The following is a 3,239-nucleotide window of genomic DNA, read 5'->3' on the forward strand; positions in this document are numbered from 1 at the left end:
CCGACCGGTTTGGCGAGGCCTTCCGATTAGCCCATTCGGCGCGGCCTGCATAGAGCGCCCGGCGCGGCGACCCGTCGCGGGGCGGGCGGGCTAGGCGCGACGCGCGCCAGCGGCTATTCCTAATCTCCATGAGCGTTCTTTCCCGGATCAGCGCCGCCGAGCGAAGCCAGAGCGATACCCGCGCCATCGCGATCTGGCTCGGTTGCGTCGCCGCGCTCGTTTTCATCATGGTGGTGGTGGGCGGGCTGACGCGACTGACCGAGAGCGGGCTGTCGATCACCGAATGGAAGCCTGTCACCGGCGCGCTGCCGCCGATGAGCGAGGAAGACTGGCAGGCCGCGTTCGAGCTCTATCGCCAGATCCCGCAATATCAGCTGATCAACAAGGGCATGTCGCTCGCCGACTTCAAGACGATCTACTGGTGGGAATGGAGCCACCGCTTTCTCGGGCGGCTGATCGGACTTGCCTTCTTCGTGCCGTTCGTCTGGTTTTTTATCCGTAAGCGGATTGAAAGCGCGCTGGTGCCGCGGCTCATTCTGCTTTTCATCCTGGGCGGGCTGCAGGGCGTGCTTGGCTGGTGGATGGTGATGAGCGGGCTCGCCGAGCGGACGGAGGTGAGCCAGTACCGGCTGGCGGCGCATCTCGGGCTGGCGACGCTCGTCTATGGCGCGCTGGTGTGGACGGTTCTCGACCTGACGCGCGGCAAGGCCTCGCGCGCGCTCGGCGGCATTTCGAAGGCAGCGCTGGCGCTGGTCGCTCTCGTCTTTCTGCAGACGATCCTCGGGGCTTTCGTCGCCGGCATTCGCGCCGGTCTTGTCTACAACACATGGCCGCTGATGGATGGCGCCTTCATTCCGGACGGGCTGATGGCGAGGTCGCCTCTCTGGCACAACTTCTTCGAGAACCATCTGACGGTGCAGTTCCAGCACCGGATCGCGGCCTATCTGCTGGCGCTCGCGGCGCTGTGGCACTGGTGGGCGGCGCGCAAGACGGCGGTGGCGGACAGCGCGGGGCTCGTGCTGCTCGCGATTGCCCTGCAGGCGCTGCTCGGCATCTGGACGCTGCTCTGGGTGGTGCCGATCCCGCTCGGCGCGGCGCATCAGGCGGGCGCGCTGATCGTGCTGACGGTGGCGCTCGCGCATGCGCATCGGGCGATGCGGTAGGGGCGGGCGCATAGTTCCTTCTTCCACCCTCCCCCTGAGGGAGGGTCAAACGGGCGAAGCCCGTTTGGGGAGGGGTGCTCCGTTGTCGGCGAATGGCGCGTTCTCTGTTATGCACCGAAGTTCCACGCTTACCCCTCCCCGAAAAATTCTTCGCTGCGCTCGAATTTTGTCGACCCTCCCTCAGGGGGAGGGTGGAAAGATTTCCTTACTCCGCGAGCGCCTGGTCGAGGTCGGCGATGATGTCGGCGGGGTCTTCGAGGCCGACGGAGAGGCGGACGACGTCGGGGCCGGCGCCGGCCGCCTTTTGCTGTTCCTCCGTCAACTGACGATGGGTCGTCGAGGAGGGGTGGATGATCAGACTGCGGGTGTCGCCGACATTGGCGAGGTGGCTCAAGAGTTCGACCTTGCCGACGAGCTTCACGCCCGCTTCATAGCCGCCCTTCAGGCCGAAAGTGAAAACGGCGCCGGCGCCTTTCGGCGAATATTTTTTCATCAGCTTGTTGAAGGGGTCGCTGTCGAGACCGGCATAGGAAACCCATGTGACTTTCGGGTGATTCTTCAGGAACTTCGCGACCTTCAATGCCGAATCCGAATGGCGTTGCATCCTGAGCGGCAGGGTTTCGATGCCCGTCAGGATCATGAAGGCGTTGAAGGGCGAGATGGCGGGGCCGAGATCGCGCAGGCCCAGCACGCGGCAGGCGATGGCGAAGGCGATGGCGCCGAAGGTCTCGTGGATTTTCAACCCGTGATAGGAGGCGCAGGGTTCGGAGAGCGTCTTGTACTTGCCGTCCTTCGACCAGTCGAACTTGCCGCCATCGACGATGAGGCCGCCCATCGAATTGCCGTGACCGCCGAGGAACTTCGTCGCCGAATGAACGACGATGTCGGCGCCGTGTTCGAGCGGACGGCAGAGATAGGGCGAGGCCAGCGTGTTGTCGACGATCAGCGGCACACCGGCGTCATGCGCGATTTTGGCAATCGCCGCGATGTCCATCACGATGCCGCCCGGATTGGCAAGGCTTTCGATGAAGACGGCTTTGGTCTTCGGACCGATGGCGGATTTGATCGAGGCCGGATCGGTGCCATCGGCCCAGTCGACGTCCCAGCCGAACTTCTTGAAGGAGTGGCCGAACTGGTTGATCGAGCCGCCATAGAGCTGGCGGACGGCGACGAAGCGGTCGCCCGGTTCGAGCAGGGTGTGGAAGGTCAGCATCTGCGCCGCGTGACCCGAGGCAACGGCGAGCGCCGCGGTGCCGCCTTCGAGCGCGGCGACGCGCTCCTCGAGCACGGCGGTCGTCGGGTTGGTGATGCGGGTATAGATGTTGCCGAAGGCCTGGAGGCCGAACAGCGAGGCCGCGTGATCGACATCGTCGAAGACGAAGGAGGTCGTCTGGTAGATCGGCGTGGCGCGGGCGCCGGTCGTGGGGTCGGGCCTGGCGCCGGCGTGGATGGCGAGGGTGTCGAATTTGCGGTCGGTCATTTGAGGCCTCTGTTGCTTCCGAGTTTGTCTCTCTTTTCCACCCTCCCCCTGAGGGAGGGTCAAACGGGCGAAGCCCGTTTGGAGAGGGGTGCTCCGTTGTCGGTGAATGGCGCGCTGCCGATTATGCGCTGAAGTTCCACGCTTACCCCTCCCCGAAATTCGTCTCGCTGACGCGATCCGAATTTCGACCCTCCCTCAGGGGGAGGGTGGGAAGGTGAGATTGTCGATATTGCATCGACGACATCCGCCTCACATCCCCAATTTTGGTATCTCGATTTTCGGGCAGCGGTTCATCACGACTTTCAGGCCGGCGGCGCGGGCGCGGGCGGCGGCTTCCTCGTTGACGACGCCGAGCTGCATCCAGACATATTTCGCGCCGACGGCGATTGCCTCGTCGGCGACTTCGCCGGCGGCTTGCGAGTTGCGGAAGACATCGACCATGTCGATCTTTTCGGGAATGTCGGCAAGCGTCGCATAGACCTTTTCGCCGTTGAGGTCCTGTCCGGCGAGGCCCGGATTGACCGGGATCACGCGATAGCCCTTTCCTTGCAGGAAGCGCATCACCTCGTGACTGTCGCGGCGCGGATTGGCGCTGG

3 protein-coding genes are annotated in these 3,239 nt (G+C 64.3%); 1 reads left to right on the forward strand and 2 read right to left on the reverse strand.

The window, feature by feature from the left end; genetic code table 11:
• The first annotated feature begins 128 nt into the window (after positions 1-128).
• Positions 129-1,163, forward strand: a complete 1,035-nt coding sequence (locus tag WEB61_RS03030) for a COX15/CtaA family protein (RefSeq protein ID WP_368062849.1) — start codon at positions 129-131, stop codon at positions 1,161-1,163.
• 205 nt (positions 1,164-1,368) lie between these two features.
• Here WEB61_RS03030 and WEB61_RS03035 read toward each other — a convergent pair whose 3' ends face one another.
• Both WEB61_RS03035 and WEB61_RS03040 read right to left on the reverse strand, forming a co-directional pair.
• The gene (locus WEB61_RS03035; RefSeq protein WP_368062850.1) at positions 1,369-2,643 is read right to left on the reverse strand and encodes an O-acetylhomoserine aminocarboxypropyltransferase; all 1,275 of its coding nucleotides are present in this window, start codon (positions 2,641-2,643) and stop codon (positions 1,369-1,371) included.
• 249 nt (positions 2,644-2,892) lie between these two features.
• On the reverse strand, positions 2,893-3,239 hold a 347-nt coding region (locus tag WEB61_RS03040; protein WP_368062851.1), incomplete at its 5' end, for a CoA-binding protein.

It is taken from the genome of Parvibaculum sp., from assembly GCF_040882025.1.
Lineage (GTDB): Bacteria > Pseudomonadota > Alphaproteobacteria > Parvibaculales > Parvibaculaceae > Parvibaculum.